This is a genomic window from Gemmiger formicilis (assembly GCF_900167555.1).
GTDB classification, from domain to species: domain Bacteria; phylum Bacillota; class Clostridia; order Oscillospirales; family Ruminococcaceae; genus Gemmiger; species Gemmiger formicilis.
In genome coordinates, this window is sequence record NZ_FUYF01000002.1 from 159,078 (window position 1) to 180,251 (window position 21,174).

Sequence of the window (21,174 nt, forward strand, 5' to 3'; positions counted from 1 at the left end):
CTGACCCCATGACTACGCAGGAAATTTTGCAGGCCGCGCAGGGCGCAAAGCTGCCGCTGGCGCTGGCCGACGCCGACACGAAGAACGCCGCGCTGGAGGCGATGGCCGTTGCGCTCATCGCCGCGCAGGATAAAATTCTGGACGCCAATAAGCAGGACGTCGAGAACGCCCGCGGGCGGGTCAGCGACGTGATGCTGGACCGTCTGGCGCTGACGCCGGGCCGCCTGACCGACATGGCCAAGGGTATGCGGGAGGTCGCGGCCCTGCCCGACCCGGTGGGCGCAGTGCTGCGCAAAATTGTGCGCCCGAACGGCCTTTTGATCGAAAAAACCGCCGTGCCGATGGGTGTCATCGCCATCATCTATGAGAGCCGCCCCAACGTCACGAGCGACGCCGCCGCGCTGGCCATCAAGGCGGGCAGTGCGTGCATCCTGCGCTGCGGGCGTGACGCCTGGGCCAGCTGCCACGCCATCGTGGAGGCCCTGCGCGCCGGTCTGCGCAGGGTGCGCCTGCCGGAGTGCGCGGTGAGCCTCATCGAGGACACCTCCCACGCCAGCGCCAACGAGCTGATGACCGCGGACGGGCTGGTCGATCTGCTGATCCCCCGCGGCGGGGCCGGGCTGATCCGCGCCTGCGTCGAGAACGCAACCGTGCCCTGCATCCAGACCGGCACCGGCATCTGCCATGTCTACGTGGACAAGGCCGCCGATCTGGAGATGGCCGTGGATATTGTGGAAAACGCCAAGACGAGCCGCCCCAGCGTCTGCAACGCCGAGGAGGCGCTGCTGGTCCACAGGGACGTGGCAGCGCAGTTTTTGCCGCTGCTGAAGGCCCGCCTTGTCGATGCCCGCGCCGCTGCCGGCATCACCCCGGTGGAGCTGCATCTGGACGCGCGCGCCGCGGCCATCATCGACGGTGTGCCCGCCGCGCCGCAGGACTTTGACACCGAGTATCTGGATTATAAGCTGAGCGTGGCCGTTGTGGATGACGTCGATGCGGCTATCGCCCACATTGCGAAGCATTCGACCCACCACAGCGAGGCCATCGTCACGGCGGACGCCGCGGCGGCACAGCGGTTCACGACCTGCGTGGACAGCGCGGCGGTCTACGTGAACGCCAGCACCCGCTTTACCGACGGCGGCGAGTTCGGCCTTGGCTGCGAGATGGGCATCAGCACCCAGAAGCTCCACGCCCGCGGCCCCATGGGGCTGGCCGAGCTGTGTACGTATAAATATATTGTGCACGGCAATGGGCAGGTCAGGGGCGGAAGCAGCGCGAAGATGAGCTGCTACACAAACAAATAAGAAATAAAAAATAATAAATAATAAAGATTGTGGACCGCGGTACTGGCGCACCGCTCAAAAAAAGACGTAGGGGACGGCGTCCCCGACGACCCGTGCCCGTTTGCGGCAGCGGTGACGTCCGCGGGCGGATATGGAATCCGCCCCTACGGATTTTGTTTTTGCCCTTGGGGGCAAAAACTCCACCATCTTTATTATTTTTTATTTATTCTTTATTATTTAAAAAAGCACCCGCGTTTCCGCAACGCGAGTGCTTTTCATTTACCTGCTTTTATCCAATATTCATATCCACCGGCTTCGAGATCCCCTTGACGCTGCCGGAGCCTGTGTACTGCCATATATTGTGCTTGTAGCTGAAGCTCAGCGTATCGCGGTACTGGGCGATCCAGATGTTGTACTTGCTGATGTTCGCAAAGTTCAGCGCGTTATAGAACCAGCTGGCATAGGAGTAAACGCCCGCGCTGTACCCCGCGCTGCGGATCGTCTCGCAGAAGGCGACGGCGCAGGCCGTGCGCTCGGCGGCGCTCAGGGCATTGGCGCGCCCGCCGCCGACACTCTCGGTGTCGTAGTAGACGCCCAGCGGCAGGCTGTAGCCGCTGACCAGGCTCAGCACCATGCTGGCCTCCTCGACGGCCTCGGCCTCGTTGATGGCCTGGCTGTAGAAGTAAACGCCGACGCGCAGGCCCGCGTTGATCGCGCCCTGAATGTTCCGGCGATATGTAGAATCCTCGACCAGCGCACCGCTGCCGTAGCCGCGGTAGCCGCAGCGGATGATGGCAAACGTGATGCCGTCCGCCTTGACGGCGTTCCAGTCAATGCTGCCCTGGAACTTCGAGACATCAATGCCGCGGGCCGTGCGGTTCAGTGCGCCGTCCGCCGCAAAGGTGTAGACATTGCCCTGAATGACCTGCTGGCCCGTGACGGGCTGGTGGGTGGACGGGTCGTAATAATACGTTGCGCCGTCAATATCCTGCCAGCCGGTATACTCGTATATCGTGGTGGTCGCGCTGGTCACGGCAAAGCCGTAGTTGGCCAGCTCCTGCACCGCAATGTTATCCGGCCAGCCCGCCGTCGGGTCGGGCACCTGGGTAGGTGCTTGCGTCGGAGCCGCTGTCGGGGCTTCCGTAGGGGCTGCTGTCGGGGCAGGCGTTTGCGTTTCGGCGGGTGTCTCCGTCGGGGCCTCGGTGGGGGCGGGCGTCGCCTCCGGGGTCGGCTCGGGCGTGATCTCGGGGGTCGGTTCCGGCGTGGGGTCCGCCGGGACAGGGGTCTCCTCGGCAGCCGGGGCGGCCCCGCCGGTGTCCTCCTGTACGGTCACCGGCTCGTCCGCGCGGTGTACCCACGCCATGCGGGTGTTGGCCGCACCCAGCAGCGTGACGGAATCCGCCGCGCCGGGCAGCCAGGCCGCCGCGGCCGTGTTGGCGGCGTAGCTCGTATCGCGCATTGCGCCGATCAGGTCCTTCGTGCCGTCCTGATAAACGGGCAGGTAGGGCGTCTCGGTGCCGTTGGCCAGCAGCAGATGACCGCTGCTGCTCAGCTTGGCTGTGTAGCTCGTCTTGCTGCCGGTCTCGGTCCTGGCGCTGTCGGCGTAGGTCACGGTGTCGGTGACCTCGTTGACGATGGGGGCCGAGCCCGCGTTGCTGACGCCGGAGTCCTCGGCACTCTCGTTGACCTGGCTTGCCTGGACGATCTTCTCTTTAACGGCCTTGACGTCCGCCTTGTAGACGACCTTTTCTTTGACCGTCACGGTCTGGGCCTCGGGCTGCGTGTAGCCCTCGATGGGCTGGACCGCCAGCGTGTAGTCGCCGGGGGTAACGTCCTCGGCCAGCGCGGTGCCGGTCTCGGTATCCAGCTCGTAATCCGTGGCATTGCCCTTGGCGTCGGTCAGTGTGATGGTGGCCGCCACGCCCAGCAACGGGGTCTTTTCGTTCTCGGCGTCATCCTCCTTCGCGCTTTTGGACGGCGTCGGGGACGGCGAGGCAGACGCATCGGGCGTGGGGCTGGGCTCGGGGGCGTTCTCGACGTAGAGCGTCACACCGACGTCCTGCTGGATGACGCTGGCCTCCATCGTCAGCGGCTTGTCCGGCTCCGGCGTGGGGCTCGGCGTCGGGGAAGGGGTCGGCGTGGCCGCCGTCTCGGGGGTGGCCGTCACGATGGGCGTGGGGCTGGGCTCGGGCGCGGAGAGCGGACCGACGCTGGCCGCAAACGCGCCCAGGCCGATGCTGGCGGTCAGCACCACCGCCGTGCCGCCCGCGGCCAGCTTATACAGCGGCAGCCGCGCAAAGGTGCTGCCGGAGAAATACCGCATGGGGTTCTTCTTATTAAACATTCCTGTTCCTCACAGTTAAAAAGCGATAAACTACTACAAAATGAATCATACCACGAAAAAAGCCCCCGCCGCAAGTGGGCAGGGGTGGAAAAGTGCACAGAAAAACGCCGAAATTTTCAACATCCATAGGGTCTGTTTGTGGATAATTGTGACACCGCGGACACAACTTTCCGGGCATCTAGTGGTCGCGGCTGCCGTCAGGCGCCAGCAGTTGTGTTGGGCAAAAATTCCTCCACCAATAAATCGACACACGCACCGTAGCTGCGCTCCGGCCCCGCAAGAAACGGCCAGCGCCCGGTCAGCGGGTCGTAGAGGTGGCTGTACCCCGCAAAAATTTCGTTTTTGTACTGTTTATTATAGAAGAATAGCACCATGCTTGCAAGCCGGTTGCCTTCCCACGCGGGGGAGGGCTTAGGGGGACTGGATTTTTACGTTGGATTTGCTATAATAAGCGTAAAGGATGCAGGGGCGGATGCAGGCATCGACCCCTGCAGCAAACGGAGGGCAATACAACAGGAATGTTTAATAAGAGGTAAACACCATGCAATACGTCAATTTCGGCACCACAGGCTTACAAATCTCCCGCCTTGGGTTTGGCGGCATTCCCATTCAGCGCATCGACCAGCCCGGCACGCGGGAGCTGCTGATCGCCGCGCATAAGGCGGGCATCAATTACATCGACACTGCCCGCGCCTACACGGTCAGCGAGGCATGGATCGGCCAGTCGCTGGAGGAGGCCGGGCTGCGGGATGACTTCATTCTGGCGACCAAATGCCGCGCACTGACCAAAGCCGACATGGAGGCCGAGATCGCCACGAGCCTGAAAAACCTGCGCACCGACCACATCGAGCTGTTCCAGTTCCACAACCCGAGCCTCGACGGACTGAAAACCATTCTGGCGCCCGGCGGCGCAATGGAGGCGCTGCTCGAGGCAAAGGCCAGGGGCATCGTCGGGCACATCGGCATCACGGCACACCTGGCCGCTGTGTTTGAGGCAGCGCTGGACATCCCCGAGATCGAGACGATCATGTTCCCGTACAACATCGTGGAGCAGCAGGGCAGGGAGCTGATCGACCGCTGCGCCGCGGCGGGCAAGGGCTTTATAGACATGAAGCCGCTGGCGGGCGGTGCCATTGAGGATGGCCGCCTGGCACTGCGGTACGTGCTGTCCAACCCGGCAGTCACGGTGTCCATCCCCGGCATGGCGACGGTGGAGGAGCTGAACGCCAACGTGGCGGGCGCGGCCAACACCGCCCCGCTCACGCCCGAGGAGGAGGCCGCCTGCCAGAAGGTGCGCGACGCGCTGGGCACCCAGTTCTGCCGCCGCTGCAACTACTGTGCGCCCTGCACGGTGGGGATTTCCATCCCCAGTGTGTTCCTGTTCCAGGGGTATCTGAACCGCTACGGCCTGCAGCAGTGGGGCCGCGAGCGCTATGCGACGCTGCAGACCAAGGCCGGTGCCTGCATCCGGTGCGGCGCCTGTGAGCCGCGCTGCCCGTACAACCTGCCGATCCGGCAGATGATGCAGAAGGCCGCGGAGGATTTTGGGGAGTAAGGGTAGATAAAACAAGGCGTAGGGGCGGATTCCATATCCGCCCGTGGGGGCTTTCGCAGCCGCAAGCTGCCCGGGCGCATATAGAATGCGCCCCTACAGGGTCAACAGAATAAAGCGGCCTTCCCACAATCGCACATTTGCCGGTAAGCCGCGGGCCGGGCATGCCCGGCCCCTACCGAGTTACAGCCCGTAAATGGGCAATCAGGATGAACTCTGCCCGCATCAGTCCGCTTCGCGGCCGGCTTCCCCCACGGGGGAAGCCTTTTTTTGTTTCTGAATATTGTTTTTTGCTAGGCGAACGTGTATAATTTAATCTGTATAATTTTGTGCAATAATGTGAGGAATGAGTGCTATGCTTTCCGACCCCCAGCTGCATTATCTTGATAACGCCGCCACGTCCCGGGTGGACCCGGCGGTGGCGCAGGCCGTCAGCGAGGCGCTGACTGAGCTTTGGGCCAACCCCAGCAGCCTGTATGACCCCGCCGTTGCCGCGCAGGATGCCATTGCCGCGGCCCGCGCCCGCGTGGCCAAAACGCTGCACTGCCGCAGCGATGAAATCTACTTCACGGCCTGCGGCAGTGAGGGCAACAACATGGCCGTGACCGGCGCGGCCCGCCCGCGTAAGCACTGGGGCAATAAAATCGTCGTCACGGGCTTTGAACACCCCAGCGTGCAGCGCCCCATCCGCGCGTTGAAGGACGAGGGCTTCAACGTCGTTGAGGTCATGCCCGGGGCGGACGGACGCATTGACACGCAGAAATTCCTGGCCGAGATCGACAAAAACACGGTGCTGGCCGCCTGCATGGCCGTCAACAACGAGACCGGCGCTGTGCAGGACATCGCGGCGCTGGGCAAGGGCATCAAGGCGCGCAACAGCCGCACCCACTTCCATGTGGACGCCGTGCAGGCGTGGCTGCGCATGCCCATCGACCTGCAGAAATGGCGCGAGGTCGATACGCTCTCCGTCTCCGGCCACAAGGTCCACGCACCCAAGGGCGTCGGCGCACTGTTCATCCGGGACAGCCAGCGCCAGACGCTCAAACCGCCCTATCTCGGCGGCCATCAGGAGCGCGGCCTGCGCCCCGGCACCGAGAACACGCCCTACATTGTGGGTCTCGGCGTGGCCGCCGCGCAGGGCCAGCAGAAGCTGCGCCCCCGCATTGCACACATTGCCGCGCTGAATCGGCAGCTGCGCGCGGGACTTGAAGAATTGGACGGCATCACGCTCAATTCGCCCGACGACGCGGTGGGGGAGATCGTGAATTTCTCCACCGGCTGCATCAACAGCCAGACCTTCATCAACTACCTGAACACCCGCGCGGTCTATGTTTCGGGCGGCTCTGCCTGCGACAAGGGCGAGCCGAGCCACACCCTGCTGGCCATGGGCTGCGCCGACCTGACCGTCCGCACCGCCCTGCGCGTGAGCTTCTGCGCCGATAACACCGCCGAGGACGTGGACGCGCTGTTAGCGGGGCTGCGGGACGGATTACAGGAATTGCAGCATATTTGAACGGCTGCCGACGGCGGCCTGAGGGCAGGCCGCCCTACGTACCCCTTTTCGAGCAAATCGTAGGGCGGGGTGCCCTCACCCCGCCGCAGGCAGTAGGGACGGGACATGTCCCGCCCGCAGCCTTCCCGTTACAGCGTGTTTGCCGTAAAGCTGCGGGCCGGGCATGCCCGGCCCCTACTGCGGCACATCCATTTTGAAAGGAACCATTTTATGAAAGAACTCATCCTCGCCTATCAGGGCGAAATGACGCTGAAGGGCCTGAACCGCGGCAAGTTTGAGGCGCGGCTGGCCAAGACCATCCGCTGGCGGCTGGAGCCGCTGGGCAAGTTCAAGGTCTATCAGGCCCAGAGCACCGTTTTCATCGAGCCGAAGGAGGACGGCCTCGACATGGACGAGGCGTTCCGCCGCGTGTCCCATGTGTTCGGCATCGTGAAGCTGAGCCGCGCCGTCGAGTGCCCGAAGGACTTTGCCGCAATATGCGAGACCGCCGAGGCGTATCTCGGCGAGACGCTGCGCGGCATCCGCACCTTCAAGGTCGAGGCCAAGCGCGCCGACAAGACCTACCCGATGAAGAGCCCCGAGATCTGCCGCGAGCTGGGTGCCTACCTGCTGGACAAGCACCATCATCTGCGCGTCGACGTGCATAACCCGCAGCTGGAGATCATGGTGGAAATTCGCGACTACGCCGCCTATGTCCACGGCCCCAAGGTCGAGGCCGCGGGCGGTCTGCCCGTCGGCACGAGCGGGCGCGCGCTGAACCTGCTGTCCGGCGGCATCGACAGCCCCGTCGCCGCATGGTGCATGGCCCGCCGCGGTCTGGCGCTGCACCACATCCACTTTGCCAGCCCGCCGTACACGAGCCTGCGCGCCAAGCTGAAAGTGCGCGATCTGGCCCGCGAGCTGGTCGAGTACACCGGCAACTGCACGCTGTTCGTCGTGCCCTACACGAAGCCGCAGGAGTATATCCGTGACAACGCGCCCGACGTGCTGTTCACGGTTCTGATGCGCCGCAGCATGCTGCGCATTGCCAATCAGGTGGCGAAAAAGCTCGAGCTGCAGGCCCTCATCACCGGCGAGAGTCTGGCTCAGGTCGCCAGCCAGACCATGGCCGCGCTGGCCTGCACAGACCAGGCGCAGGACCTGCCCGTGCTGCGCCCCTGCATCGGCATGGACAAGATCGAGATCATCAATATTTCGCGTAAGATTGGTACATTTGAGACGTCCATCGAGCCGTATGAGGACTGCTGCACGATCTTTACCCCGCCGCACCCCAAGACGAACCCGACGCTGGACGAGATCTTGGCCGCCGAAGCCGCTATGCCCGGCCTGGCCGCGCTGGAAGCCGAGGCCGCCGAGAACGTCGAGAAAATCTATATCCGCATGGGAGATGACGAGCTGCTGTGACTGCTGAAATTATCTGCGTAGGTACGGAGCTTCTGCTGGGCGACATCCTGAACACCAACGCGCAGTTTTTAAGCCGCGAGCTGGCCGAGCTCGGTATTAGCGTGATGCACCAGCATGTCATCGGCGATAACCCCGCCCGCCTGAAGGAGCTGGTTTTGCAGGCGAAAAGCCGCAGCGACCTGCTCGTCTTTTCGGGCGGTCTCGGCCCCACCGAGGACGATCTGACGAAGGAGACCGTGGCCGAGGCGTTTGGCGATACGCTGGCCTTTGACGAGGGCGAGTGGCAGAAGATCATCGACTTTTTCGCCCGGACAAACAGACGCCCCACACCGAACAACCGCAAGCAGGCCATGTGCCCGACGGTGGGCCACAAGCTCATCAACGACCACGGCACGGCCCCCGGCGCGTGGTTTGAGGACGCCGACGGCCACTGCGCCGCGCTGATGCCCGGCGTCCCGCGGGAGATGAAGGCTATGTGGGCCGAGCAGGTCCGCCCGATTCTGCTGAAACGGCAAAACTGCACGATCCACAGCCGCACGCTGCGGGTGCTGGGCGGCGAGAGCGCCATTGCCAGCAAGGTCGCGCCGCTGTTTGAGGCCGCGAATCCCACCGCCGCCATCTACTGCAAGACCGGCGAGTGCGAGATCCGCGTGACGGCCCGCGAGACCACCGAGCAGGCCGCCGAGGCCGCCTGCAATGCCCGCATTGCGGAGTTTAAAGAGATTCTCGGCGCAGCCGCCTACGATGTGGACGTGCCCGCGCTGGAATACACGGTGGTACGCGCTTTGCGGGAGCACGGCTTGCACGCCGCCGCGGCGGAGAGCTGCACCGGCGGCATGATCGCCGAGCGGCTGACGAACGTGCCCGGCTCCAGCGAGGTGTTCGGCTACGGCTTTGTCACCTACGCCGAGGCCGCCAAGCAAAAGCTGCTGGGTGTGGATGCGGCTGTCATTGAAAAGTACAACGTCGTGTCCGGCCCCGTGGCCGCAGCCATGGCCTTTGGCGCTGCCCGGGAATCCGGTGCAGAGCTGGCCGTGGGCATCACGGGACTGGCCGGACCCGGCGGCGCACTGCCCGGCAAGCCGGTGGGTACGGTCTATCTGGCCGGTGCCGACACCCGCACGGACACGGGGTATTTAATGCGCCTGACCCTGGGCGGCTATCAGGACCGCCAGATCATCCGCACCCGCGCCGCCCTGTACGCGCTGGATATGCTCCGCCGCATGGCGCTGGGCCTCGATGTGCCGGACAGCATGCGCTTCACGCCGGAGACGGCGGACAGAGATTTAGATATTTAAAACGCAAAACCGTAGGGGCGCATTCTATATGCGCCCGGCCCGTTTGCGGCTGTAGAAAGCTTCCCCGGGCGGATATGGAATCCGCCCCTACGGACAAGCTCGGCAACATTTCCAAACAAAGAAAGGTTCCACCATGGTCAACACTCAACTGAAAATCCTGCGTGTTTTCGGGCCCACGGGCGCGGAGGTATCCTCCGTGCTGCGGGGCATCCGGGATGATGGCTGCCCCGGCCTGCGTCTGCTGGAACGGGACGGCGAGTTTGCCATCTGTGTGCAGGTCAGCGCCCCCAACCGCGCCATGGCGGAGCAATACTGCGATAAATGGGCCGCGCGGCTGCGCGCCAAGTTCGGCGACGATGTCTTTGCCGAGGGGGAGACCAGCCTGGCCCAGGCCACGCTGGACGCTCTGCTGGAAAAACGCAAGCTGCTGGTTGCCGTGGACGAGCCGACGGGCCGCCTGCTGGGCAGCCTTTTGCAGCCGCTGCCCCACAGCGAGGCCGTCTTTGACTTTGGCACCGAGAGCTACGCCGATCCGCAGAAATCCCGCCGCATCACCGTGCCGGAGCAGCTGCTCCGGCGCTTCCCCGGCGACATTGTGCAGGCCGCAGCGGGCCGTGCGCTGGCCGCGCTGCAGGTCACGGGCGCGGATTACGCTGCCGCCTACATGCCCGCCAGCGTCGGGCAGTGCCCCTTTGTGCTGGTGTGTGACCGCCGCGGCGCGGTGGCCTGCGCCCTGCCGCCCGATATGAACGATACCTTCATCGGCAACCAGATCCTGGACCTGCTGCGCCGCCGTTTGTTCGGCCTGCAGCTGACAGATTCCTGCATCACGTTCCGCCCCGGCCATGACCGGCCGCTGCTCGTTGTGTCGGAGGCCGCCCGGAGCCGCGGCAACACGGTGCGGTTCTCGCTGCGCCGCCGCACGCCGCCCACGCGGGACGCCGACCATACCGCCGATTTTGAGCCGATGCTCGATTTTGACCGGCCCGCGCCGGTCAGCCCGCCGAGCTTCCCGCAGCCGGAGCAGTCTGCCGCGCCCGACCCCGCGGCCACGCACCGCACGCTGCACCGCCGCGACGCCGCCGCGACGCCGCCCGAGGTCTCCGAGCCGACAGGCGTCATCCGCTTTGAAACGGACGCGGACGCGCAGACGGCGGCCCCGGAGCCGGCCCAGACGTCCGGACCGGAAGCGCCGCGGCACGCCCGCATCCGCCGTGCCCGGCCCGTGGAGCCGCCCGCCCCGGCGGACGAAGCACCTCTGCCCGACGTCCCGCAGGGCCGTGCCCCCGCACCGTCGGTGCTGGACGATGACATCCCCGACTTCTCCGCGGATCTTGACCCCGCCGCCATCGCCGCCGCGCAGGCTGCCGATGACGCCGCCGAGGCCGCGGGCAAGAGCGCCAGCGTCGAGGACTTTACCCGCGCTGCGACCCAGCTGTTTGACGCCAGCGCCGTTGAGGAGGCCGCCGCAGAAAAGGCCGCGCAGAAAACCGACAAAAAGCGCCGCCGCAAGGCCGAAAAGCCCGAGAGCGGGCCGGTGCAGCCCAGCATCAAGAACCGCAGCCTTGAGATCATTGAAAAGAGCGAGCGCCGCCGCAGACGCACCGTTATTCTGGGGCTTGTCGTGCTGGCGCTGGTGCTTGTGCTGGGCGGCGGGGCGCTGTGGCTGTTCCTGCGCTGTGATCTGGGCGCACGCCCCGCGGCCAAAAGCTACGGCACGGCGCTCTACGATACGACCGCCGAGAACTATCTGGGCAAGGCGCTGGAGCGCCGCCCCGGCGTCGTCGGCTATCTGGGCTGGCCCGGGCTGAACGGCGCACTGGTTTACGCCGCCGACACGCCCGACCCGGAAACGCCCGAGAGCGGCGAGGCACCGTCTATCGTCCGCTTTGCCACGCCCAGCGCACTGGACGCCGCCACCCCCGGCAACACCGTGGTGGAATGCACGGGCAGCGACTACAAGGCGCTGGCCGACGAGGATACGCTCAAGCAGAACAGCGGCTTCACGCTGTACACGGCGGGCGGTGTCTACCGCTTCAAGGCCATCGCGGTCTACTATTTTGACCCGTCCGAGCAGGGCGCGGGCGCATTTGACCTGTACGGCAGCACCGACCTGTCGAGCTATTACGACTACCTGACCTTCGTCGCGGGCATTCAGGCCCGCAGCCTGTTTGACACCGGCGTTGACGTGGGTGACGACTCCCGCTTCCTGACCGTGACGACCCACAGTGACGAGAGCGGTGTGCTGCTCTGCATCACGGGGCGGCTGATCCGCGAGGGAGAGGCAGAACTTTTAAACACCTCGGCCATCGCGGCAGCGGAGGAGCCGCTGCTGACGGCGGCCCAGTATGAGCGCAAGGGCCAGCCGATGCCGACGGTCAGCACGCTGGTGCAGGCCAGTGTGGACCGCTACGCCCAGCAGAGCACCGCTGCCCAGGCCGCCCGCAAGAACGGCGGCACGGGCAGCGACACCGCCGCGGACACGGCGGACCTGGCACAGCGCGCGGATGACCTGCAGGCCATCACGGACAGCCTGCTGGCCAGCACCGACAAGCTGCTGGCGGGCCTGACCGACGTGGCCGGCTCGACCTCCGCCGCGGAGGCCGACCTGAACAAGGGCGCCGAGGGCAGTCTGCCCGAGCAGACCGTGACGGTGGATCAGATCAAGACCAGCGCCACGCCGGAACCGACGGCCACGTCTGCGCCCACCGAGCCCCCGGCGGATTCCGCCGCCGGTGAGACGACGACCGAGCCGACAGCCGCCCCCACCGAGGCTCCTCAGCCCGACAACAGCGGCACAGGGGAGACCATCAACGTGACGATGAACGGCACGGCCCAGACGATGGATCTGGTGCAGTGCCTGGCCATGGTGGCCCAGAACGAGCTGGGCCCCAACGCACCCGCCGAAGCCTACAAGGCTCAGTGCGTGGCGACCCACTGCTGGATCATCAGCCAGTCGGGCTACCCGTCGGTGCTGGGTGCCGAGCCGGGCGCTGCCGCGCTGGCCGCCGCGCAGGAGGTCGCCCATGTGCTGGTTACCTACAACGGGCAGGTTTGCTTCACGCCGTACTTTGCGTCGGCCAGCACCGGCACGGCCTCCGCTGCCGAGGTCTGGGGCAATGACCGCGCCTGGCTGCAGGCCGTGGACAGCCCGTATGACCAGAGCGTGTCCAGCCACTGGAACACGAACGGCAATTCCAGCGGCACGGCCCGCTTCTCCCGCCAGACGCTGCAGGACCGCATCCGCGATGTGATGGACATTGACCTGTCCGGCGTGGACCCCAACAGCTGGTTCACGATCCAGTCCGCCAACCAGTACGGCTGGGTCGCCAAGATCCAGGTCGGCCCGGACGCGGGCGTCGGCACCGTCAGCGGGCGCTGGTTCCGCGAGAATCTGCTGGCCCGCCAGAGCGTTGACGGGCGCAGCCTGCGCAGCCAGTGCTTCACAGTCAGCTACAACGCCGATCTGGACTGCTTTATCTTTGATGTCTACGGCTACGGCCACGGCTGCGGCATGAGCCAGTGGGGTGCCATCGGCTACGCCCGCAACGGCTGGGGCTATCAGGATATTCTGACGCATTATTTCGTTGGGACGACGATCACGACGTATTGAGACATAAGAAAAGAGCGTGTGCACAGAAAAGCACACGCTCTTTTTTTGCCGCACGGTAGGGGCCGGCGTCCCCGACGACCCGCGGGGCCGTTTGCCATAGTAGCAGGTATACCATCTGCCTGTAGGGCGGCATGCCCTCATGCCGCCGCTGCCCGTTTATCACAGCGCCAAGCTTACCCCATTCAGCACCGCCTTTACCAGCACATCCCCGTCATAGGTCAGCTCTAAATGAAAAAACGGTGCGTCCTCCGCCAGCAGCTTGAAAAATATCTTGTCCCCCTGCCAGATCGGAAGATCCTGCACGGCGGCCTTGTCCACCCACTCTAAGCACCCCTCGTCGCAGTCGGTCATCACGCCGGAAAAATCCGTGCAGGTGTACAGGTGCATCCGTTCGGCGGGCCATGGGTCACAGAAAAAATCCACGATGCCGCGGTAAACCGGCGCGTGCATCGTCAGGCCGGTCTCCTCGCGCACCTCGCGCAGGGCGCAGGCCGGCGCGTCCTCACCCGGTTCAAACTTGCCGCCGACGCCGACCCACTTGTCGTGGTTGACGTCGTTTTTCTTTTTGACGCGGTGCAGCATCAGGTACGCACCGTCCTTTTCGAGATAGCAAAGCGTTGTCTGCAATAGTTCCATAACCAAACTCCTTACATATTTTTAAGCACCCCCGCAGATACTACCAGAAAAAACCAGGGGGGATTTTGTATGAGAGAAACCGGAATCGTGCGCCGTATCGACGAATTGGGTCGGGTGGTCATCCCGAAGGAAATTCGGAAAACGCAGCGCATCCGCACCGGAGATTCACTCGAAATTTACACGGACGGCAACGGCGAGGTCATATTTAAAAAGTATTCGCCGCTGGCCGAGCTTGGCGAGCCTGCCGCCGTCTATGCGGACGTGCTGGCCCGGCGGCTGCGCTGCGCCGTGGCCGTCTGTGACCGGGAGCATATCGTCGCCGCCGCCGGAGCGGGCAAGGGTGAGCTGCTCGGCGCACCGCTCCCGCCCGAGATCGAGCCGCTGCTGACCCGGCGCAAGCTCTACACGGCCCCGGCGTCCGCCGCGGAGCGGGAGCCGCTGGGCAGCCGGTACCTGCTGTGCGCCGCGCCGATCCTGGTACACGGTGACATCGAAGGCGGCGTGCTGCTGCACGGCACCCTGCGCGAGGCCGCGCCCAACGCCGAGACCGTCCGCGCCGCCGCCACCGCCGCAGAGTTTCTGGCGCGGTGGATGGAGGAGTGAAAAGCAGCGGCAGCGTAGGGGCCGGGCATGCCCGGCCCGGGGGTTGACGTGACTGCCCGTGAATGGGCTGCTTGTGCAAGGCTGCGGGCCGGGCATGCCCGGCCTCTACATATATAATAATAGGGAAACTGCCCAATCCGATTGTGACGAAACTGTTAAACTTACAAAAAATTCGGAAAAACCCTTGACAGTTTGCAAAACGGGGATATAATAAACTTAGCACTCGGAGATAAAGAGTGCTAAACAAACCAACAAAAGCAAACCAAAGGAGATGAGCAGCATGGCCATGGATGCGCGCAAACAGCGTATACTGGAAGCTATTGTTGCCCTGTATGCCAACGACGGTGAGCCTGTCGGCTCGGGTCTTTTGGCAAACTACTTTGACATGGCACTGTCCAGCGCGACGCTGCGCAATGAGATGGCTGCCCTGACCAAGCTGGGTCTGCTGGAACAGCCCCACACCAGCGCGGGCCGCGTGCCCAGCGCCCAGGGCTACCGCTACTACCTCGATCATCTGATCGACGCGCCAAAGTCCGGCACCCTGCCGGAGAAGGACCGCCGCCGCATTGACGATTTGTTCGCCGCCATGGATGCCGAGCCGGAAAAGCTCGTGCCCGCCGCGACCCGCTGCCTGGCCGATATGACAGGCTGCGCGGCTGCCGCTACCACACCGCAGGCGCCGGATCTCTGCATTGCCCATTTTGAGGTCGTGCAGGTGGGCCGCTACAGCGCCGCAGTGCTGGCCGTGACCAGCGCAGGCGGCGTGCGGACCCGCGTGGCCCGCGTTGACACCGGTCTGACCCGGGACGATGCCGCCAACCTGGCACAGCTGCTCAACCGCGGGCTGACTTTCGTCGCCCCGCAGGATTTAAGCCCGATGCTCATGGCCAGCATGGTGCTGGCAGCAGGGCAGCGGCTGGCCCCCGTCATCATGGCAGCACAGGCGCTCGTCACCACCGGCCCGCAGGCCTGTCTGGAGGGTGCGCAGTATCTGGCAAAGATGGCGGACGTCCGCCAGAACCTCGGCACGCTGTTGGAGATCTTCTCCGACAATGAGGCCGCGACGGAGCTAATCCGCCCCGAAGGCAACAAGATCACCGCAACGCTGGGCTGCGACCTTGACCCTGCGATGCCGGGTGCCTGTATCGTCAGCAAGCGGTACTTAGCCGGCGGCGGGCTGACAGGCTCCGTCGCACTGATCGGCTCCACCCGCATGGAGTACGAGCGGCTGCTGCCGATCCTGGACTACTTTGCCGCCAGAATGGGGCAGAGCATGGCCGGGCAGGGCCAATAAACGAAGAAGGAGAGACCCGCAATGAGCCAAGAAGAGAAGAAACAGACCGCCCCGGAGACGGAAGCGGCTGCTGAAAAGCCTGAGACCCCCGCACAGGAGGCCCCTGAAAAAGAGGCCCCTCAGACCGAGGAAAAGAACGAGGGCAAGCACGACTGCAAGCATCACCACCACGAGACCGCGGCCCTGCAGGCCAAGCTGGAAGCGGAGGAAAAGAAAAACGCCGACCTCAAGAACCAGCTGCTCCGCACCGCTGCCGAGTATGACAACTACCGCAAGCGCTCCCAGCGCGAGGCTGACCAGAAGTTCAACGACGGTGTGTCCCACGCCGTGACCCAGATCCTGGGCATCCTGGACACGCTGGATATGGCCGCCAACGCCGCCTGCGCGGACGAGAACTACAAGAAGGGCGTCACGATGACGCTGGACAAGGCCGCCAAGGCTCTGGAAACGCTGCACATCACCGAGATCGAGGCGTTGAACCAGCCGTTTGACCCCAACTTCATGAACGCCGTCCAGCAGGTCCCCGCCGCCGAAGGGCAGGAGAGCGGCAGCGTCGTGCAGGTTTTCCAGAAGGGCTATAAGATCGGTGACAAGATCATCCGCCACGCGATGGTCGTCGTCGCAGAATAACGCACCGCTTACTTGCCTCCCCTTGCAGGACAGACTCCCCCGATACGGGGGAGGTGGCACGAAGTGCCAGAAGGGGATGGTGCCCGCAGGGCGGAGGGGTAGAGCCTTCCGGAAGGTTCGCTCCCTCAGTCGCTGCGGCGACAGCTCCCTCGCCGAGGGAGCCAAGAAAACACGTCGAACCGAATCAAACGATTCGTTTCCATATAAATTGACATTCACTGCATTCAAAGCAAATTTGAAGGGAGTTTTATTTATGAGCAAGATCATCGGTATTGACTTAGGTACTACCAATAGCTGCGTCGCCGTTATGGAAGGCGGCGAGCCCGTCGTCATCGCGAACGCCGAAGGCGCCCGCACCACCCCGTCTGTCGTCGGCTTCACCAAGACCGGCGAGCGTCTGGTCGGCCAGGTCGCAAAGCGCCAGGCCATCACCAACCCCGAGAACACGATTTCTTCCATCAAGCGTAAGATGGGCACGGCTGAAAAGGTCCATGCCGGCGGCAAGGACTACACCCCCGAGGAGATCAGCGCTATGGTCCTCTCCAAGCTGAAGGCTGACGCCGAGGCTTATCTGGGCGAGCCTGTCACCGAGGCCGTCATCACCGTCCCCGCCTACTTCAACGACAGCCAGCGTCAGGCCACCAAGAACGCCGGTACCATCGCCGGTCTGAACGTCAAGCGTATCATCAACGAGCCTACGGCTGCTTCTCTGGCTTACGGCATCGATAAGGAAGCCGACCAGAAGATCATGGTCTACGACCTCGGCGGCGGTACGTTCGATGTCTCCATCATCGAGATGGGCGACGGCGTTACCGAAGTTCTGGCTACCAACGGTGATACCCACCTGGGCGGCGATGACTTCGACCAGCGCATCATCGACTGGATGGCCGAGGACTTCCAGCGCGAGAACAACATCGACCTGCGCAAGGACAAGATGGCTGCCCAGCGCCTGAAGGAGGCTGCCGAGAAGGCCAAGATCGAGCTGTCCAGCGCGACCACGACCAACATCAACCTGCCCTTCATCACCGCGGACGCCAACGGCCCCAAGCATCTGGATATGACGCTGACCCGCGCTAAGTTCAATGAGCTGACCGCTGATCTGGTCGAGCGCACCATGACCCCCGTCCGCAAGGCTCTGGCCGATGCCGGCTTGAAGGCTTCCGACTTGGCCAAGGTCCTGATGGTCGGCGGCTCCACCCGTATCCCCGCCGTTTACGACGCTGTCAAGAAGGAACTGGGCTGCGAGCCGTTCAAGGGCATCAACCCCGATGAGTGCGTTGCTGTCGGCGCTGCCATCCAGGGCGGCGTTCTGCAGGGCGACGTCAAGGGTCTGCTGCTGCTCGACGTTACCCCGCTGAGCCTGGGCATTGAGACTCTGGGCGGCGTCTGCACCAAGATCATTGACCGCAACACCACCATCCCCACCAAGAAGAGCCAGATCTTCTCCACTGCGGCTGATAACCAGCCCAGCGTTGAGGTCAACGTCCTGCAGGGCGAGCGTGAGTTTGCCCGCGACAACAAGAGCCTCGGAACCTTCCATCTGGACGGCATCGCTCCGGCTCCCCGCGGCGTGCCGCAGATCGAGGTTACCTTCGATATTGATGCCAACGGTATCGTTCACGTCAGCGCGAAGGACCTGGGCACCGGCAAGGAGCAGAGCATCACGATCACTGCTTCCACCAACATGAGCAAGGACGACATCGACAAGGCTGTCAAGGACGCCGAGCAGTATGCCGCCGAGGATAAGAAGCGCCGCGAGGAAGTCGATGTGCGCAACAACGCCGACCAGATGGTGTTCCAGACCGAGAAGGCACTGGGCGAGTTCGGCGACAAGGTTTCCGCCGAGGAAAAGAGCGAGGTCGAGACCAAGCTGTCTGCCCTGAAGGAAGCCCTGAAGTCCGGCAGCGTTGATGACATCAAGGCAAAGCAGGATGACCTGCAGAAGGCCTTCTACGCCATCAGCGAGAAGGTCTACCAGCAGGCCGCCCAGGCACAGGGCCAGCAGCCCGGTGCACAGCCCGGCCCCGATGCCGGTGCGCAGCCGAAGGATGACGGCGCCGTTGACGCCGACTTCCACGAGGTCTAAGCTGTAACAAACCCATAATAAGGCCGCCGCTGGGCAAACCCGGCGGCGGCCCTTGGGGGTTATAGAGAAAGTTAAAATAAAGCCTTCCCCCCGCGGGGGAAGGTGGCCGTGCGCAGCAAGGCCGGATGAGGGCCAAGCTGCCGGGATTGCCTGTTTGCGGGCAATATCCGGCAGGTCTCACCTCATCAGTCCGCTCCGCGGGCAGCTTCCCCCTCAAGGGGAAGCCTTTTCACAACCCATAAATAGAGGGGATAGATTCTATGGCAGAAAAACGTGATTACTACGAGGTGCTGGGGATCGGCAAAAACGCCACCGATGCCGAGATCAAAAGCGCCTACCGCAAGCTGGCCAAAAAGTACCACCCCGACCTGAACCCCGGCGACAAGGACGCCGAGGAAAAGTTCAAGGAGGTCAATGAGGCCAACGATGTTCTTTCCGACCCGAACAAGCGCAAGCGCTATGACCAGTTCGGATTCGCTGGGGTCGATCCCAACTATGGGGCCGGCCAGCCCGGCGGCGGCTACGGTGGCGGCTTTGGCGGCTTCGGCGGCACCGGCGGCGTCGATCTGGGCGACATCTTCGGCGATATTTTCGGCGGCGGCTTTGGCGGCTTCGGCGGCTCGACCCGCTCCAACCCCAACGCGCCGCGCAAGGGCCATGACATTCAGGCCAATGTGATCCTGACCTTTGAGGAGGCCGCCCACGGCTGCGCCAAAAAGGTCACGCTGAACCGTCAGCAGACCTGCCCGGACTGCGGCGGCAACGGCTGTGCGCCCGGCTCCAGCCCAGAGACCTGTACCGAGTGCGGTGGCCGCGGCTATGTCGTGACCCAGCAGCGCACGCCGTTTGGTGTGATGCAGAGCCAGCAGCCCTGCCCGCACTGCGGCGGACGCGGCACCATCATCAAGAACCCCTGCAAGACCTGCCGCGGCACCGGCAAGACCAGTGCCCGCAAGACGCTGGAGGTCAAGATCCCCGCGGGTATCGACGACGACCAGAACATTGCGCTGCGCGGCCAGGGCGACGCCGGTACGAACGGCGGCCCCGCGGGCGACGTGATCGTCCATGTGACGGTCAAGCCCGACGCCGTGTTTGAGCGCGACGGCTACGATGTGTACGTCCGCGTGCCCATTACCTACTCCCAGGCTGTGCTGGGCGCTGAAATTGAGGTCCCCACCGTGGACGGCAAGGTCGCCCAGAAGATTCCCGAGGGCACCCAGAGCGGCACGAAGTTCCGCCTGCGCGGCCAGGGCATCCAGTACCTGAACGGGCGCGGACGCGGTGACCAGTACGTCATTGTGGACGTGGAGATCCCCAAGAAGCTGAATCGCACCCAGCGCGAAGCCCTGAAGGCCTTTGAGGACAGCCTGAAGGACGAGAACTACGAGAAGCGTAAGAGCTTCTTCAAGAACCTGAAGGATCGGTTCATGTCTTAAAGTTTTAAACAGCCCAGCCCCCGCAATGTGGAAAACAGTGCGGGGGCTGGGTTTTGTTTATGCTAACGGAAACGGCCACGGCGGGCAGTCCTCTGGCCGCCGACAGGCAGCCGACAGCCCCACGGCCAGCCCGTAGGGGTCGGCGTCCCCGACGACCCGTGCCCGCTTCCGGCCAGTAAAAACCGCCCGGGCAATGACACTCACCCCACAAACTCCATCTCCGTATACTCCGTACTCCCGTTCAAAAATGCGTCGGCGGGGATGGTGGCAAGCTGCGTTGAGGCGGAAGTTTTGCCGATGAGAAGTACAACGCGGCCATCATCCAGCAGGGTCAACGGCGTGTATACAGCCAGCCCGGCAGGGCGGGCGTTGGCTCCAAGCCTGTTGCCCTGCAAATCATAGAACGTAAACGCAGTCATGTCGCTGTTGTACGTCATAAGCCAACGCAGTTCACCATCAAGGTCGAGTGCAGAGCAGTTCCAATCCTCTGCAACATCCAGCGCATCCTGTGTGCCGTCGCTGCGGATGCAAAGCACGGAAACGCTGTGCTGGTCGGTTGCATACGGCGTGTGGTAGCCCGAAAAATAAAGGTCGCTGCCGTTATGGCCCAAATAATAATAGAGGGTCCTCATGGTGCCGTCATCCTCCCCATACCAGGGGTAGGACAACAGCTTTTGGACGGGCTTGCCGGTGACAGCGTCCGTCAGGTCAAATTCACACAGGGAATTTTGCAGAAAGGCATCGGACATTTCGGAATCCTCGGGAAAGGGAACAGGAGAATCCGACAGAATGCGGCAGGTCACAAGCTGACCGTTTACCACGTCCAGCACATTCGTGGTTTCGCCGGGAATGTTCCACGGCAAAGTCTCCCCGGTCTGCAAATCAAGCCGCTGCCCCTGTGTGTAGGCATAAGGTGCGGTGACGGAGCTGATGGAGTAAAGATACTGCTCGTCGTAAAGCACATCGACCCATTCGCCGCTGTCATAGGGGATTTCACGCGGTGCGCCGCCTGCCAGCGGAAAAGCCAGCAGCTTGTCTGCAACAATATACAGTGTATCCTCTGTTGCAAACGGAAACGCAGAAAATAGCGAATCGGCGTGATAAAACAAGGTGGTCTTTCCCGTGGAAAAATCCGTTTTATACACATTTGTACCCGTGGTTTCTTGCGCGGTGGAACCGTCAAAAACGGTCTGGTACAGCGCGTTGGAGAAAATGGAGAGGTGAACGGTGCTGCGCAGCTCCCCCACCGGTTCAGGTGCCGCCGTCGGTTCTGGTGTGGCGGCGGCAGTCTCCGCGGGCGCGGCTGTGGTTGCGGAATTCGCCGCCGACGCACAGGCGGACAGCGCCAGCGCCGCGGTGAGGATGAGGGGAATGCGCTTATTCGTTTTCATGGGTACACGTCCTTTCCGGTGATTGAAAAAACCTGCGGCAGCGGGCACGGCCGCGGCGGGGTGGGGTCACCACGCCCTACGTCCTGTGCGC

The 21,174-nt window shown here is 63.6% G+C and carries 14 protein-coding genes; 11 read left to right on the forward strand and 3 right to left on the reverse strand.

What is annotated here, in order from left to right:
- Positions 1-8 precede the first annotated feature (8 nt).
- Complete coding sequence (locus B5D32_RS02385) at positions 9-1,304, forward strand: glutamate-5-semialdehyde dehydrogenase (protein ID WP_078783492.1); 1,296 nt, start codon at positions 9-11, stop codon at positions 1,302-1,304.
- 268 nt (positions 1,305-1,572) lie between these two features.
- On the opposite strand, the gene B5D32_RS02390 is transcribed toward B5D32_RS02385, so the two are convergent.
- Positions 1,573-3,627, reverse strand: coding sequence for a GH25 family lysozyme (locus B5D32_RS02390; protein WP_078783493.1), 2,055 nt, complete (start codon positions 3,625-3,627; stop codon positions 1,573-1,575).
- A 541-nt stretch (positions 3,628-4,168) separates the two neighbouring features.
- On the opposite strand from B5D32_RS02390, the gene B5D32_RS02395 reads away from it, so the two are divergent.
- The 5 genes from B5D32_RS02395 to B5D32_RS02415 all read left to right on the forward strand — a co-directional run bounded on the left by B5D32_RS02395 (position 4,169) and on the right by B5D32_RS02415 (position 13,007).
- Positions 4,169-5,182, forward strand: coding sequence for an aldo/keto reductase (locus B5D32_RS02395; RefSeq protein WP_078783494.1), 1,014 nt, complete (start codon positions 4,169-4,171; stop codon positions 5,180-5,182).
- 352 nt (positions 5,183-5,534) lie between these two features.
- A complete protein-coding gene (locus B5D32_RS02400; protein WP_078783495.1) occupies positions 5,535-6,692 on the forward strand; it encodes a cysteine desulfurase family protein in 1,158 nt (385 codons plus the stop codon).
- A 210-nt stretch (positions 6,693-6,902) separates the two neighbouring features.
- Complete coding sequence (gene thiI / locus B5D32_RS02405; RefSeq protein WP_078783496.1) at positions 6,903-8,096, forward strand: tRNA uracil 4-sulfurtransferase ThiI; 1,194 nt, start codon at positions 6,903-6,905, stop codon at positions 8,094-8,096.
- Positions 8,093-9,394 (forward strand): competence/damage-inducible protein A, encoded by a 1,302-nt coding sequence (locus B5D32_RS02410; protein ID WP_078783497.1) that lies wholly within the window; start codon positions 8,093-8,095, stop codon positions 9,392-9,394. Before thiI ends, B5D32_RS02410 begins: the two co-directional genes overlap by 4 nt.
- 133 nt (positions 9,395-9,527) lie before the next feature.
- Entirely contained in the window at positions 9,528-13,007 is a 3,480-nt protein-coding gene (locus tag B5D32_RS02415; protein WP_078783498.1) for a SpoIID/LytB domain-containing protein, read from the forward strand.
- A gap of 159 nt (positions 13,008-13,166) precedes the next feature.
- Here the strand turns inward: B5D32_RS02415 and B5D32_RS02420 are convergent, their stop codons facing one another.
- Positions 13,167-13,643, reverse strand: a complete 477-nt coding sequence (locus B5D32_RS02420; protein WP_078783499.1) for an NUDIX hydrolase — start codon at positions 13,641-13,643, stop codon at positions 13,167-13,169.
- Between the two features lie 69 nt (positions 13,644-13,712).
- On the opposite strand from B5D32_RS02420, the gene B5D32_RS02425 reads away from it, so the two are divergent.
- From B5D32_RS02425 to dnaJ, 5 genes are all read left to right on the forward strand, one after another.
- Complete coding sequence (locus B5D32_RS02425; RefSeq protein WP_078783500.1) at positions 13,713-14,246, forward strand: stage V sporulation T C-terminal domain-containing protein; 534 nt, start codon at positions 13,713-13,715, stop codon at positions 14,244-14,246.
- Positions 14,247-14,526: 280 nt separating this feature from the next.
- On the forward strand, positions 14,527-15,540 hold the full coding sequence (hrcA, locus tag B5D32_RS02430) for a heat-inducible transcriptional repressor HrcA (RefSeq protein WP_242943385.1): 1,014 nt from the start codon (positions 14,527-14,529) through the stop codon (positions 15,538-15,540).
- Positions 15,541-15,561: 21 nt separating this feature from the next.
- Positions 15,562-16,170: a nucleotide exchange factor GrpE gene (locus B5D32_RS02435; RefSeq protein WP_078783502.1), complete on the forward strand. Its 609-nt coding sequence runs from the start codon at positions 15,562-15,564 to the stop codon at positions 16,168-16,170.
- Between the two features lie 253 nt (positions 16,171-16,423).
- On the forward strand, positions 16,424-18,256 hold the full coding sequence (gene dnaK, locus B5D32_RS02440) for a molecular chaperone DnaK (RefSeq protein WP_078783503.1): 1,833 nt from the start codon (positions 16,424-16,426) through the stop codon (positions 18,254-18,256).
- Positions 18,257-18,516: 260 nt separating this feature from the next.
- Complete coding sequence (dnaJ, locus tag B5D32_RS02445; RefSeq protein WP_078783504.1) at positions 18,517-19,692, forward strand: molecular chaperone DnaJ; 1,176 nt, start codon at positions 18,517-18,519, stop codon at positions 19,690-19,692.
- A 200-nt stretch (positions 19,693-19,892) separates the two neighbouring features.
- Here the strand turns inward: dnaJ and B5D32_RS02450 are convergent, their stop codons facing one another.
- Entirely contained in the window at positions 19,893-21,083 is a 1,191-nt protein-coding gene (locus B5D32_RS02450; RefSeq protein WP_078783505.1) for a hypothetical protein, read from the reverse strand.
- Between the last annotated feature and the right edge of the window lie 91 nt (positions 21,084-21,174).